A 13574-nucleotide genomic window follows, 5' to 3' on the forward strand; every position below is an offset into this window, starting at 1 on the left:
GAATGTATTCTTGGTATACTGGAAATCCCCCCTCCCGCGGGGATGAAGCGAACAATAAAGCAGAGGTGGCGGCATGAGTAACATGGCAAGCAGTAGACGGTATCAATGGCTTCAATTTAAAGGCGCATGGTCTGCTTTATTTTGGTCGTACATGGCCATTTTGCTGCTGCTCATTGTCATTGGAAGCTTGCTGTATTGGCGGGCTAACGATGTCGTAGAGCATTCCGTGGAGCAGACCAATTCGGCGATGCTTGGACAGCTGCGCGAGATTGCGGACGGCCAATTTCAAATGATTGAGCAGCTGGAGCAGCAAATTGCCAACCACCCGAAGCTATTTCAAATGATGAGTACGACGTCGCCGGTTTCCGACATGGAGCAATACGGCATGATCGAGATGGCGGACGATTTGGAAAGATATAAATTGTTAACGCCGTTTATTTACGATTTTTATATTTATTTGCCGAAATCCGGTACGATGCTGGGGCCGGGAGTCAAAACAACGCCGCAGTTTCTGTTCGATGAGGTTGACCGGTTTGACGGCATGACCTCGCAGGACTGGGTCCGCCAGTTCGACAGCGGTTACCATTACCGTTCTTTCGAGCCGGGCATGCAGGTAAGCGGCACCTGGAGCGAAACCACGGACATTATTGCCTACATGCAGACGCTGCCGATGGTGGACCGTTCGAAGCGGATGGCTACCTTATTTATTATGATTAACGATGAGCAGCTGCGCCGAATGCTGGACACCCTTGCCGAAGCAGGCAAAGGCGAAATCTACATATTGGACTCATCCGACCGGATCATCAGCTCGACATCAGGCAAGCCGGAGACGCTGCCTTTCAAGTATGCGGATATGCAAGGCGACGAAGGCAAACTGGACGCCAAGCTGGGCGTCGGGGATACGGTTGTTTCGTATGCGGCTTCAGGAGTGTACGGATGGAAATATGTGCTGCAGGTGCCGCGCGGCGTTTTTCTGAAGGAAGTTAATGAAGTCAGAAACTGGGCATTGGTTTTGTTTTTACTGGCAGCGTTTTCAGGGGCGGTCGTTTCAGTGTATCTCGCGTTCCGCAACTATCGGCCGATCCGCGATCTGGTGTCCGCCGTGACCGGCAGCGGGACTGCGCTGCGCAGCAAGCAAAGCCCTATCGAATATGAAATGATCCGGACGTCCATTCAGTCGGCCCGCTTGACGGAGTCGGAACTGCGTTCCAAGCTGTCGCAGCAGGCGCCGATTATCCGCCTTCATTTTTTAAGCCGGCTTATTCGCGGACATGCCGATCCGCATGAGCTGGGCCAGGAATCTTTGCAGTTTATGGGCATCCAATTTGTATCGGATGCTTTTGCCGTTATGCTGGTGAACGCAGAGGAGATGAACGTTTTCCAGCCGGGGCAGGACGATAAAGAATGGCTGTTTGTAAATTTCGTCATCTCCAATATTGCATCCGAACTTGCTAACGAGCGGCATGTCGCGTTTACATCCGAGCTGGATCAAGGCAGCATCGGGCTGCTGGTCAATCTCCAAGGGACGGATGAAGCGGAATGGCAGCAGGACCTGGCTTCCATCGAGACGCGGCTTGGCCAAATTTTGTGCGAACGGTTCCGGATGAAGCTGGCGATCGGCACAAGTTTTGTCGTGCATGATGTTCAGGCGATCGGCGAGGCGTTCCGGGACGCGCTGAAGCGGCTGGATGAAAGCCGCAAGCATCAGGCGGCGGACAGCGGCGCCCCCAGGGTGCCGGAGACGGCTCCGGTTTATTATTATCCGCTCGATATTGAACAGCAGCTGACCAATTACGTCAAATCGGGTGAAGAAGAGAAAACGGCGCAGCTTCTTGAAGCGCTTTATGCCGACCATGCGGATGAAAGCGGGACAGGCACGCCGATCAGCTCTTATTTTGTGATGCATCTGGCTTCTACACTGTTCCGCATCGTGCAAAATACGCCTAAAGCGGACGCCAGTCTTGCAAACCGGCTGTTGATCTTATATCCGGATGGTATCCGCGACCAGCATGAGGCGTTTCGCCAGCTGAAGGAAGATTTTCTTGGCGTGTGCCTGTTATGGAAGGAAGGGCGCAGCGACCAAGGCAGCCGGATGCTGGAGACGATCAAGCGTATCGTGCAGGAGCGTTACAGCCAGAACATGCTGAGCGTGGGGCTTATCGCCGATGAGCTGGGCATTACGCAGCCGTATTTATCCTCTTTTTTCAAGAAAGCAACCGGGCAGACCATTATTGAATATATCGCCAAAGTCCGGCTGCGGGAAGCCAAACGGCTGCTCGCCGAAACGGACTGCACAGTAGCGCATATCGCCGGAGCCGTCGGGTATTCCAACGATATCGGCTTTATCCGGTTTTTTAAAAAATACGAAGGCATTACGCCCGGACAATACCGGGCAAACATACAAACGGAACATCAATCTTAAATAGGGGATACCGGTTATATTTCATCCGGCATATTCATCGCACATTCAGGCGATACCCGGCAGGCCGGCCGGAAGGCTACGATAAAGGCGAGGAGGCGGTAAACCGAATTCTCATTATAAAAAACGGACGAGGGGGTTATTCATTTGAAGTACACCAGTAAACGAACACGGTCAGCTTTAGTCGCAGCTGCGGCGCTGACGGTCGTATTGTCCGCTTGCTCAAGCGGCAGCAATGGAAACGGCGGCGAAGCGCCGGCTTCCCCGCAGCAATCAGCGGCAGCCGAAACGCCGGCAGACGGCAAAATCGTATCCGCACCGCTTACACTTACCGATTTTGTCCAAATGTCGGGCAACCCGGCGCCGGGCATGAAAACATTTAACGATATGGCCGCTTATCAGGAAACGGAGAAGTTAACGGGCATCCATATCGACTTTCAGCATCCGACCGTCGGGCAGGAAAAAAATCAGTTCAACCTGCTGATGAGCTCCGGCGAGTACCCGGACATTATCGAATGGGGCTGGAACGATTATCCGGGCGGCGGCGTAGGCGCAATGAACGCAGGCGTTATTATTCCGCTAAATGATTACATCGACAAATATGCGCCTAACTTGTCCAAGCTGCTTGCGGACAATCCGGACATCCGGAAAGAAATTTCAACGGACGACGGGCGCATTTACGCGTTCCCGTTCTTGAGAAGCGACCCTTACTTGCGGACGTATCAGGGTATCGGTATCCGCAAGGATTGGCTCGATGCCGTGGGACTTCCTGTGCCTTCAACAATTGATGAATGGCATACCGTGCTTCAGGCGTTTAAGGATAAGGACCCGAACGGAAACGGCAAAGCCGATGAAATTCCGCTGCTTATTGCCAAAGATACGCTGCTCAACTTCAGCAACGTCTTTCTGAATGCATGGGGCATTACCGGCCGCTTTAATTTGCAGGACGGCAAAGTGGTGTTTGGTCCGACCCAGCCGCAATATAAACAGTTTTTGCAGACGATGCACAGCTGGTATGAAGAAGGGCTGATCGACCGTGATTATGCGGGTACCGACGCCAAGCAGAAAGACGCCAAATGGACCAGCGACGTGCTGGGCGCATCCGAGCTTGCGGTTGGCGGCGGCATCGGCAAATATACGACGGCCATGACGGCCAAAAATCCGAATTTCAATCTGGTAGGGGCTCCATATCCGACGTTAAACAAAGGCGACAAGCCGGTGCTTGGCCAGCGCGAGCCAATCTTTAACGGCGTAGGAGCTGCTATTACGAAAGACAACAAGCATGTAGTGGAAACGGTCAAATGGCTGGATTTCAAATACGGGGAACAGGGCCATATGCTGTTCAACTTCGGGATCGAAGGCAAAAGCTATGAAATGGTCGACGGCTATCCGAAATATACCGACGAAGTAATGAAAAATCCGGATGGCTTGGCATTCGCGACAGCAGTAGGCAAATATGCGGTGCCGTTTGGCGGGCCGTTCGTACAGGACAAGCGCTATCAGGAACAAAATGCATCGCTGCCGCAGCAAAAAGATGCGCTGAACACATGGATGGATGTAAACAACGATGATCTGCTGCCGCCGCTTACGCTTACGAATGAAGAATCGGCGCGGCTTGCGGCGATTATGACAGACGTCAATACGTACCGCGATGAAATGTTCGACAAGTTCGTAATGGGAGCCGAACCGCTCGATAACTTCGATAAATTCGTCAAGACGATTCAAGGCATGGGCATCCAGGAAGCGCTGGACATTGAACAAACCGCTTATGACCGCTATTTGAAACGGTAATGCCGGCTGTGGCGGGCTTGCAGGCGAAGCGCGGACCGCCGCTTTGTCCCGAAAGCCCGCTTAATTTCCGCCTTGCATGCTGAAGGAGGGTACGCCACTTGAAACTATTACGGGGCTGGTCCCGCAATAAATATATTTATTTGATGCTGCTTCCGGTCATCCTCTATTACGTTATATTTATGTACTTGCCGATGTACGGCCTGCAAATTGCGTTCAAAGATTTTTCGCCTGCCAAAGGCATATGGGGAAGCGCCTGGGTTGGATTCGGCCATTTCACATCCTTTTATGAAAGCTACTATTTTTGGCGGCTCATCCGCAATACCGTTCTGATCAGCGTGTATGAGCTTATTTTCGGCTTTCCTGCGCCGATTCTGCTGGCGCTGCTGCTGAACGAAATCCGGGTGCGCTTGTTCAAAAATGTTGTGCAGTCCATTACGTATTTGCCCCACTTTATTTCCGTCGTGGTAGTGTCGGGGATGATGATCGACTTCTTGTCCAGCGACGGCATTGTGAATCAGCTGACCGGCTTGTTTGGCATTCCGTCCGAATCGTTTCTGATCATGCCGGAATGGTTCCGGTCGATCTATGTCGCTTCGGGAATATGGCAAGGCGTCGGCTGGGGGTCGATCATCTATTTGGCCGCGATCGCCGGCATTGACCCCAGCCTGTATGAAGTGGCCAAGTCAGACGGAGCGGGCCGGTTCAGGCAAATTTGGCATATTACGATCCCAGGCATTATGCCGACCATTATGATCATGCTTATTTTACGGTTTGGCACACTGATGGCGGGAGGAAGCATGGAGAAAATTTTGCTGCTGTACAACTCCACGACTTACGAGACGGCTGACGTTATTTCCACATTTGTATACCGGCGCGGCTTGCTGCAGATGGATTACGGCTTCTCCGCAGCAATCGGCCTGTTCAACAATGTGCTGAACTTTATACTGCTGGTCTCCGCGAACAAATTCAGCAGAAAAATAAACAATACCAGCTTGTGGTAGTTTCATTCCGGGAGGTGCAGCCTTGAAGCCTCGAGTCCAGATAGGCGAGCGGGTATTCGATATTTCGAATACGGTGCTTATGCTTGTATTAGTTGTCATCACGTTATATCCGTTTTTGTATGTGCTGTTCGCTTCGTTCAGCAACCCGGCCGATTTGATCCAGCACCGGAGCCTGCTGCTGGCGCCGACGGGCTTCAGCCTGGAGTCGTATAAGCTTGTATTCGAAAATCCGATGATTTCGATCGGTTATGTCAATACGCTTATTTACGTGCTGGCCGGCACCGCCCTGAATTTGGCGATGACCAGCTTTGCGGCTTATGCGTTATCCCGCAAAGGCGTCAAGTTCGTCGGGCCGGTAATGTTCGGCATCGTATTTACGATGTTTTTCTCCGGCGGGCTTATTCCGACGTATTTGAATATGAAAAACTTAGGGCTGCTTGATTCCCGGTGGGCGATGATATTGCCGTCGGCGATCAGCACCTGGAATCTGCTGGTTATGCGCACATCGTTTGCCGGCATTCCGGTGGCGCTGGAAGAGTCGGCGCGTATCGACGGAGCTAACGATTTCCGCATATTATTCCGTATCTTTATACCGGTCTCACTGCCGATTATGGCGGTTATGACGCTTTTTTACGGCGTTGGCCACTGGAACTCTTATATGGATGCGTTAATTTATTTGCGCAACCGCGATTTGTATCCGCTGCAGCTTGTGCTGCAGGAAATATTGATTACAAACAGCACGGATTCGATGATGTCGACCGTTGCTGACGTGGATAAAGGCTTGATCCAGGAAACGATCAAATATGCGACTATCATCGTAGCAACGGTGCCGATTTTGCTGCTGTATCCGTTTCTGCAGCGTTATTTCGTGAAGGGCGTTATGCTTGGCTCGATCAAGGAGTAATGAAGCAAAGGGGCGGCTGAGGGAGCAGCGGGCAGCTGCATTAGCGAGAACGCAAGAGGGAAGCCGGAACGGTTCAGGTTCCAGCTTCCCTTCTTGTACGCTGACAGCCGATGGATCGACAATAAAAAGGAAGCCGGAACGGCTCAACGTTCCGGCTTCCTTTTGGTTGCTGCGGGGGCAAGTTCATTTGGCTTTAACATGTTTTTTATAGTCATTTGGCGTGACGCCAACTTCCTGCTTGAACAGCTTGGAAAAGTAGGAGTAGTTGGAGTAGCCGACCTTGCCGGATATGGTGTAGACGGACAAATTCGTTGTCTCGAGCAGCTGCTTGGCGGCTTCGATCCGCACTTGAATGATATAGCTGCCCAGCGGAATGCCGGTTTCCTTCTTAAACAGCCTGCCGAGATAATCCTGGTTCAAATAAACCACTTCCGCGAGGCCGTTCCGCGTCAGGTCATCGCCGTAATGGGCGTGAATATACTGTTTGATCTCCTCCACAACTGATTTCGGCTGCGCGGCGAAATCACGGTATTCCACTGCGGTATAAACGAGATAGCGGAGATACCGCTCCATATCTTCAATTGAATACAGCGAGCAGATCGACAGCTGGTCGTTTATTTTGCCGGTGTAAAGCTTATGGGCCTGAATATCCTTGAGCTTCAGGAAGGAATAAACCAGCTGCACCATATCCAGCCGGAACAGCCGCAATACGGAGCGGCTGAGCGCTTTTTGATTCGGGCGGCTCCGCAAATAACGCGATGTCTCCTCCAGGAATACAGCCGGCTTATTCAAGTTCAGCAGCTCCTCCAGACGGGATAAATCCGGCGGAATATAATCCTCATCCTTTTGCCGCTGGTATTCCTCCACATAAAAAATTTGATTGCGCTGCATCGTCATTTCCTCGTTCATATCAAGCAGCTGTTTAATGGTAAGGCCCAGCTGCTCCAGGCTGTCGGCCAGCGAAATCATGCAGCACGCGTCGCATTTCAGGATCGGATTCGCCTGCTGGATAAAAGAGCGGGCAAGCTGCTCGATCAGTTCAGGATCGGGGCTGCTGTTCCAGCGGATCACGGCGGCCAGGCTGTTGTCTTTATATTCCACAATCGTTTCGACCGTAAACCGGTCGCTTTGAAACAGCTCGCAGATGACATTTTGGAATGCAAAATCAAACAGGTTTTTTTCTTCGGCTCCCATGCTTCCGTCATACGGGAACAAATTAAAGAGCAGCAGCTGAAAAACATCCCGTTTCTGGTAGGACAGGTTTTGTTCTTCCACGGAATGCGAGATGGCGGCAGGCTTAACCGGGTTGGATGCGCTGCTTGTAATGAGCTTATGCCAAAAATGCTCGATAATTTTTGAGCGGTTCTTTTGCCAGTAACGGCCTTCGAGAATCGCTTTTTCGTTTTTCTGCTGCTCTTTCGCCCGGACGGCGGCTTTCTGAATAATGAGCATCAGCTTGTCGAACTCGATTGGTTTCAGAAAGTATTCAAAGCTTTGCAGCTCTATCGCCTTTTGCGCATAGTTGAAGTCGGCATAGTTGGTCAGGAAGATCGTCTGCACATTGTATTTTTCCTCGCGGATACGGGAGAGCAGCTCCAGGCCGCTGCCTTGCGGCATTTCAATATCGGAAATCAAAATTTGAATCGGGTGTTTCTCGAGAATGTCCCACGCTTGGGCGACATTGTTGGCAGTATAGACGGTTTCGATATGCAAAGCTTTCCAATCAATTTTTTTCTCTAGCGCGGTGACTACAAAATAATCATCATCAACCAGCAGTGCATTCATCGTTATGCCTCCATTCTAAGCGGTTCTGCGGGCGGGTCGGGCAGCCACAGCACGACGGATGCGCCGCCTTGTGCCGTGTTGGAGAAATGAACAATCGCTTTGTTCTGATACAGAAATTCCAGCCGCTGAACGGTGTTGGTAATGCCGATATGGGTGCCGCTCGTCTGGTCAAGCGGCTGGCCGGCGGCGAGCTGTTCCAGCTCCTGCTGCGGAAATCCCGGGCCGGTATCGGTGATCCGGATAACGGTCATAAACTGCTCATCCATAAACTGGCGATCCACCGTTAACGCGATTTGCACCTGGGTTTCCCGGGATACGGCATATTTAATCGCATTTTCAATAAAAGTTTGCAGCACGAGCGGCGGAATTTTGACCCCTCTTGACGGATCGGACTGCCTGATCTGATACACAAAGGCGTCGCGGTAACGGTGCTTCTGAATATCGAGATAGATCCGGATATGTTCGAGCTCATCTTCGAGCCGGACAAAGTCCTGGTCGTTCTGGAAAATATACCGGAAATATTTGGATGTCGACAGCGACATCTGCTCGATTTCCTCATGCATTTGCATTTGCGCCATGCTGTAAATGCTCGTCAGGCAGTTCAGGAAAAAATGCGGCTTAATTTGCAGCTTCATAAAGTTCAGCTGGATCCGCTGCTTTTCCAGCTCGCGTTCGTAAATGTCAATTTTATATTTTTTAATTTGGGTTACCAGCGTAAGAAACTGCTTATTCGCTTTTTCCAGCTCGAAGATTTTGCTGCTTTCGACATCCAGCGGCTCGCCGTCGCCGGTCCAGAACGTCAGGTTGTAGGAGAAGCTTTTGATTGGCGTCAGCACCTTCTTCTTGAAATAGATCAGGATGAAGCTGAGATTGCAGGCGATGATGACGGCGAGCAAAATGATGAGCAGCTGGGCAATCATAATTTTTTCGAAAGCGCCAAACTGGATAATAAGTTCTACATAAAAGGAAGCGTTCGTAAAGTCGGCGTTGACGGTAGTCCTCGTATGCATAAAGTCCGAGACGATCGAATGCGCTTCATCGCCGCTCACGACCGTGCCTTTGCTGGAGATAGGGCTTGTAATGCGCACGCCTTTCTCATCCACCAGGGAAGCAAAGCCGTTTTCGCCCAAATTCAGCTGATGCAGCGGAAGAATGAGATCATCGGCGGAGATCAGGCCAATCATGTACGTATCGTGATAAGGAACGATATTAATGACGTAATAGGTGCCCATTAAGTCAATGGTGGACCAGTTGGAGTAATATTGGTCGTAAATGCTGCGGTCGTTCACCATTTTAATAATCTGGTTTTTCAACGACTGGTATTCGGTATATTTCATGTTCATCGGCGTGAAGTTGGACATAAAGTCCAGCTTGTTAAAGTAGAGAAAAAAATTGTAGTCAGGCCCGTAAATTTTTTGCAGCTCGACGACCCGTTTAAACAGGTCGCTGTTTGCTTTAATAAATTTGGTGCTGTTAATATCATTTTTTTGCATGATTTCTACATTTTCATCATTAGCAAGCGTCCAGCCCATAAAGTGATTAATATAATTGAAGTCTTTATTAATCTGGTTAATGTACAAATCTGCCGTATCCTGCAGAGAGCGGGTAGACTGCTGCTTGACGATCGTTATAGAGGTTATGCTGATGGCAAAGTCCAGAACAAGAGCGGAGAACGAAATAAACAGCATGATTTTAACGTAATGTTGAATGGAATAAAGCTTGTTTTCCGCCGGTTTAGCCATCATGAATGACCAGACTCCCTTCTGGCGTTCTTGGTCTTGAATGCGTTTTCTTATTAAAAATATTATAAATCCGGCACGCAGAAATACAAGAAAGGAAATGCGTTTCCAAGCCTTCAAGTCCGGATAGTGTTAGGAAAGGTCTGGATAATGCAAGCATAAATCGGGTAGAAGGTGCGGGAATGGGACGGCTGGCCAAATCGGCGGAGGTAAAAGGTCTGAATATAACGATCATGAGGTCTAAATAGTACCAACGGTCGGCGATATACTAGTAACTGTCCAGCGATAGAGCAAACTGGAAGCGGCTTCATAGACGATATGCCGCGTTAACAGCAGCAAACGAAGGAGGGGGACCTTGAATTGAGAACGAGCCCAATGCAGCGTTCGCTTGGAAGGATCGGGAAAAACTGGGGCTTGTATTTATTATTGCTTCCGGCCGTAGTTCTCCTGATTTGCTTTACTTATAAGCCAATGTACGGGGTCATCATTGCATTTAAAGATTACAGCCCGGCGTTAGGCATCTCCGACAGCCCATGGGCAGGCTTCAAATATTTCGAGAAGTATTTCCATTCGTACCAATTCTCGAATACGATCAAAAACACGCTAGTAATTAGTTTATACAGCTTTGTGACATTCCCGATTCCGATCATGTTTGCGCTGCTCGTCAACCAGATGCGGGTAAACCGGTTCAAGCGTGTATTCCAGACGGTTACGTATATGCCGCATTTTATTTCCACGGTCGTTATCGTAGGCTTAATGCTTATTTTGCTCTCGCCGGGAAATGGTCTGATCGGCAATATTTATCGCCTGTTCGGAGCGGAAGCTCCCAACCTAATGGGCTCCGGCGCTTTGTTCAGCAGCGTGTACGTCTGGTCGGATGTGTGGCAGCATACCGGCTGGGACAGCATTATTTATTTGGCGGCGCTGTCAGCGGTTGATCCAAGCTTATATGAAGCGGCAACTGTGGATGGAGCAAGCCGATGGCAAAAAATCCGGTTTATCGATATCCCGATGCTGATGCCGACCGCCATTACGCTGCTCATTCTTAGGGTCGGCGGACTGCTGGGCGTGGGCTTCGAGAAAGTATACTTGATGCAAAACAATTTGAATATTACAGGCAGCGAAGTAATTTCGACATACGTGTACAAAATCGGCTTGCTGAGCGCCCAATACAGCTTCTCCTCTGCAATCAACCTGTTTAACACCGTCATCAACTTTATTTTGCTCATATTGGTGAACTGGATTGCACGAAGGAACAGCGAACACAGTTTATGGTAACGGAGGGGGGATGAGAGGTGGAGCAAACAGAATTGTCATCCAAGGTAACAGCCGTAAGCTTAAATAACAGCCGGTCGGACCGTTTCCTTGAAATTATGCTGTATGTATGGGCGGCGATCGTATTGCTTGTCGTCATGTACCCGCTATACTTTATCATAATCGCATCTTTCAGCGACCCGTCCGCAGTCGGGAACGGCAAAGTATGGCTGTATCCGAAAGGGTTTACATTTGACGGCTATCAAGAGCTGTTGAAGCACTCCAATATATGGGTCGGATATAAAAATACGATTTTATATACCGTCATCGGGACGATGATCGGCCTCGTCGTTAACATATCAGCCGCCTTTGCGCTTTCGCGAAAAGAATTGTTTGGCCGTAAAACGATTACCTTGTTTTTTATCTTTACGATGTTTTTTAACGGCGGCCTTATTCCGACTTTTTTGACCATCCGCGATTTCCATATGTACGATACGTTTCTCGTTATGGTTCTGCCGTTTTCCGTAGCGGTGTTTGATATTATCGTAGCCCGGACCTTCTTCCAGTCGAGCATCCCGAACGACCTGTGGGAAGCGGCCCAAATCGACGGCTGCGGCCATCTGCGTTACTACACGCTGGTCGTGCTGCCGCTTTCGAAAGCCGTCATTTCGGTACTCGCCTTATGGATGGCGGTTGGCCACTGGAACTCTTATTTTAACGCTTTAATCTATTTGCAAAACAAAGATTTATACCCGCTGCAGTTAATATTGCGCGATATTCTCATTACCAACTCGATGCAGTCCGCGATGGGAACCGGCGAAGCGGCGCAAATTGCGATGCGGCTTGCCAACCTGCTGCGTTATTCCGTTATTATCGTATCTACGATTCCGATCATGTGCTTCTACCCGATGGTGCAAAAATACTTCAACCAGGGGGTGATGATCGGCGCCGTAAAAAGCTAGAACATGCTTTAGGAAACCGGCTTTTCATAACGAATTAAAGGGGATAGGTGAATGAAAAAGAAAACGGCACTAGTCATGAAGAAATCAGTCACCGGCGTTATGCTTGTATCCGCCCTTGGCTTCGTGCTTGCGGGCTGCAGCAGCAATAATAACGGCAACTCGGGTTCCAACTCCGGCGCATCTCCGTCGGCGTCGGCTGCTTCAACTGCGGACACCGGCAAAAAATCGACCGGCAATTTCAATGAAGAAGGCTTGCCGATTGTGAACGAACCGGTAACGTTGAACGTCTTGACCGTCCGCTGGGGCGATATGGGCGACAGCTTTACGAAAAATACATTCCTGCAAGATTTGGAGAAAAACACAAACGTCAAAATCAACTGGCAAGTCATGTCCTCCAATGACTGGAACGACCAAAAATCGGTTATGCTGGCCAGCGGCAAGCTGCCGGACGTTATTTTGGGCGACATCGCTTACGGCGATTCGGATATCGTGAACAACTCCAGTTTCTTCCGGCCGCTTGACGACTATATTGATAAATACATGCCTAACTTGAAAGCAGCGATGGAAGAATCGCCGGAGCTGAAAAAAATAAGCACATTCCCGGACGGCAAAATTTACTCGCTGCCAGCCCGCCTGCCTTCCCGCCCGCTGACGCAAAACCAGCCGGTCATCAACAAAGCTTGGCTGGATAAGCTCGGCTTGAAAGCGCCTACGACGGTCGACGAGCTGTACAATGTGCTGAAAGCGTTTAAGACACAAGATCCAAACGGCAACGGCAAAGCCGACGAACTGCCGTCCAGCAATGCCGGCGATATTGATATGTTCCTGCTTGCGCCGTTTGGCATTACCGACCTGCGCGGCAACCATATGCTTATCCAGGACGGCAAGCCGGTCTATTACCCGACCTCGGATCAATACAAAGAAGGCTTGAAATGGGTGCATAAGCTGTACGAAGAAGGGCTGATCGATCCGGAGACATTTACGCAGGACAACACGATGCTGACGGCGAAACGCCAAAATCCGGACGCTGCTCTGGTCGGCTTCACGTACCAATGGACGCCTGACGCTGTATTCGGCAAATGGAGCGACCAATACGAAACGATCGCGCCAATCGCAGGACCAGACGGCAAACGTTACCAAGAAGGCGACCCGGACGGCCTCAGCTACAGAAGGAATGAACTGCTGATCACGACTTCCTGCAAAACGCCTGAAGTGGCAGCGCGCTGGGCGGACCAGTTCTACACAGGCGAAGCCAGTATTCAAAACTTCTGGGGCGCAATCGGCTCCGCAATTACGAAAAACAGCGACGGCACTTATGTGTTAAATGATCCTCCTGCAGGCACAAGCGCGGATGCTTGGTATTGGGACGGTTCCCTCCGCGACTTCGGACCTAAATATGTAAGCCCTGAATTCGAGAAAAACATTAAGCTTGATCCAAGTGCAGGGGACGGCTTGAAGCTCGAAATCGACAAACTGGGCAAAGACGATGTAACGACGCCATTCCCGAACGTTATGTATACGGCGGATGAATATCAAGAGCTGCCGCAGCTGACGACGGACATCGACGGCTTTATCGCCAGCACGCGCGCACAATGGGTAACCAAAGGCGGCATCGACGAAGGCTGGGACGCTTATGTGAAACAGTTGAACGATATGGGCCTTCCGAAGCTGATCAAAATTTACGAAGATGCTTACAACCGTTACCAAAACATTAAATAA

At 50.2% G+C, this 13574-nt stretch carries 9 protein-coding genes; 7 read left to right on the forward strand and 2 right to left on the reverse strand.

The genetic code is table 11. From position 1 onward, the window contains the following. Positions 1 to 82: 82 nt before the first annotated feature. The 4 genes from ET464_RS17625 to ET464_RS17640 all read left to right on the forward strand — a co-directional run bounded on the left by ET464_RS17625 (position 83) and on the right by ET464_RS17640 (position 6115). Complete coding sequence (locus ET464_RS17625; protein WP_165280045.1) at positions 83 to 2422, forward strand: AraC family transcriptional regulator; 2340 nt, start codon at positions 83 to 85, stop codon at positions 2420 to 2422. A gap of 144 nt (positions 2423 to 2566) precedes the next feature. Further along, positions 2567 to 4210 (forward strand): type 2 periplasmic-binding domain-containing protein, encoded by a 1644-nt coding sequence (locus tag ET464_RS17630; protein WP_129443213.1) that lies wholly within the window; start codon positions 2567 to 2569, stop codon positions 4208 to 4210. Positions 4211 to 4353: 143 nt separating this feature from the next. Then, the gene (locus ET464_RS17635; protein WP_129444545.1) at positions 4354 to 5211 is read left to right on the forward strand and encodes an ABC transporter permease; all 858 of its coding nucleotides are present in this window, start codon (positions 4354 to 4356) and stop codon (positions 5209 to 5211) included. 79 nt (positions 5212 to 5290) lie between these two features. Then, positions 5291 to 6115 carry a carbohydrate ABC transporter permease gene (locus tag ET464_RS17640; RefSeq protein WP_129444547.1) on the forward strand — a complete coding sequence of 275 codons (825 nt, stop codon included), beginning with the start codon at positions 5291 to 5293 and terminating at the stop codon, positions 6113 to 6115. Between the two features lie 183 nt (positions 6116 to 6298). Here ET464_RS17640 and ET464_RS17645 read toward each other — a convergent pair whose 3' ends face one another. After that, on the reverse strand, positions 6299 to 7900 hold the full coding sequence (locus ET464_RS17645; RefSeq protein WP_129443215.1) for a response regulator transcription factor: 1602 nt from the start codon (positions 7898 to 7900) through the stop codon (positions 6299 to 6301). A gap of 2 nt (positions 7901 to 7902) precedes the next feature. Continuing rightward, on the reverse strand, positions 7903 to 9645 hold the full coding sequence (locus tag ET464_RS17650; protein WP_341869713.1) for a sensor histidine kinase: 1743 nt from the start codon (positions 9643 to 9645) through the stop codon (positions 7903 to 7905). Positions 9646 to 10014: 369 nt separating this feature from the next. Between ET464_RS17650 and ET464_RS17655 the strand changes: the two genes are divergently transcribed. The 3 genes from ET464_RS17655 (at position 10015) to ET464_RS17665 (ending at position 13574) form a co-directional block, all read left to right on the forward strand. Further along, complete coding sequence (locus ET464_RS17655) at positions 10015 to 10917, forward strand: ABC transporter permease (protein ID WP_129444551.1); 903 nt, start codon at positions 10015 to 10017, stop codon at positions 10915 to 10917. A gap of 95 nt (positions 10918 to 11012) precedes the next feature. Further along, positions 11013 to 11855 (forward strand): carbohydrate ABC transporter permease, encoded by an 843-nt coding sequence (locus tag ET464_RS17660; protein WP_129444553.1) that lies wholly within the window; start codon positions 11013 to 11015, stop codon positions 11853 to 11855. A 51-nt stretch (positions 11856 to 11906) separates the two neighbouring features. Next, positions 11907 to 13574, forward strand: a complete 1668-nt coding sequence (locus tag ET464_RS17665) for an extracellular solute-binding protein (RefSeq protein ID WP_129443217.1) — start codon at positions 11907 to 11909, stop codon at positions 13572 to 13574.

This window comes from Paenibacillus protaetiae (assembly GCF_004135365.1).
Lineage (GTDB): Bacteria > Bacillota > Bacilli > Paenibacillales > Paenibacillaceae > Paenibacillus_AP > Paenibacillus_AP protaetiae.

Bases quoted from the DNA above. Each gene is read 5' to 3' on its own strand.
- ET464_RS17645 (WP_129443215.1), bottom strand. From the start codon at position 7,900: ATGAATGCACTGCTGGTTGATGATGATTATTTTGTAGTCACCGCGCTA.
- ET464_RS17665 (WP_129443217.1), top strand. From the start codon at position 11,907: ATGAAAAAGAAAACGGCACTAGTCATGAAGAAATCAGTCACCGGCGTT.
- ET464_RS17635 (WP_129444545.1), top strand. From the start codon at position 4,354: ATGCTGCTTCCGGTCATCCTCTATTACGTTATATTTATGTACTTGCCG.
- ET464_RS17650 (WP_341869713.1), bottom strand. From the start codon at position 9,645: ATGATGGCTAAACCGGCGGAAAACAAGCTTTATTCCATTCAACATTAC.
- ET464_RS17640 (WP_129444547.1), top strand. From the start codon at position 5,291: ATGCTTGTATTAGTTGTCATCACGTTATATCCGTTTTTGTATGTGCTG.
- ET464_RS17625 (WP_165280045.1), top strand. From the start codon at position 83: ATGGCAAGCAGTAGACGGTATCAATGGCTTCAATTTAAAGGCGCATGG.
- ET464_RS17655 (WP_129444551.1), top strand. From the start codon at position 10,015: ATGCAGCGTTCGCTTGGAAGGATCGGGAAAAACTGGGGCTTGTATTTA.
- ET464_RS17660 (WP_129444553.1), top strand. From the start codon at position 11,013: ATGCTGTATGTATGGGCGGCGATCGTATTGCTTGTCGTCATGTACCCG.